This is a genomic window from Parafrankia sp. FMc2, from assembly GCF_041008525.1.
GTDB lineage: Bacteria > Actinomycetota > Actinomycetes > Frankiales > Frankiaceae > Parafrankia.
Genome location: NZ_JBFLUG010000488.1, coordinates 1 through 680 on the forward strand (window position 1 = coordinate 1; position 680 = coordinate 680).

Genomic DNA, 680 nt, shown 5'->3' on the forward strand with positions numbered 1-680 from the left:
GTGATGGCCGAGCGGCGCCGGTATCCGACTGATCTTTCTGATGTCGAGTGGGAGCTGATCGCTCCGTTGATTCCCGATCCCAAACCTGGTGGCCGGCCGGTGGCGCATGAACGCCGGGAAATCGTGAACGCGCTGGCGTATTGGATACGGGCTGGATGTTCCTGGCGGCTGCTGCCGCATGATCTGCCGCCCTGGCAGACGGTCTACTACTACTGGCGGCGGTGGCGGATCGAGGGCCGTTGGGAGCAGATCCTGGCCCGGCTGCGGGAACGCGACCGCGCCGGTGGCGGCCGGGATCCGACCCCGGGGGCGGGGATCGTGGACAGCCAGAGCGTCCGGGCCGCCGACGGGGGTGGGCTGCACGGCTACGACGGTGCCAAGAAAGTCAGTGGTATCAAGCGACATCTGCTCGTCGACACCGCCGGCACCGTGCTGGTGGCCTGTGTCAGCCCGGCCAGCGTGGACGACCGCCAGGGTGCCATGGTGCTGCTGTCCCGGGCCTGCGACGTCTTCACCCGGCTCGGGCATGTGTGGGCCGACCAGGGCTACCGAGGGGAGTGGTTCCGTGACTGGGCCCGGGACGCAGTCGGTATCGGTGTCCAGATAGTGTCCCGCCGTGACGGTGGATTCCGTTCCACCTGGGCCCGGGTCGGGGACCCTCCGCGGCAGGTGCCGATGTT

1 protein-coding gene is annotated in these 680 nt (G+C 68.7%); it reads left to right on the top strand.

Going from position 1 to position 680, the window contains the following annotated elements:
* Positions 1-3: 3 nt before the first annotated feature.
* A partial coding sequence (locus AB1460_RS38080; RefSeq protein ID WP_368967461.1) for an IS5 family transposase occupies positions 4-680 on the top strand: 677 nt, incomplete at its 3' end.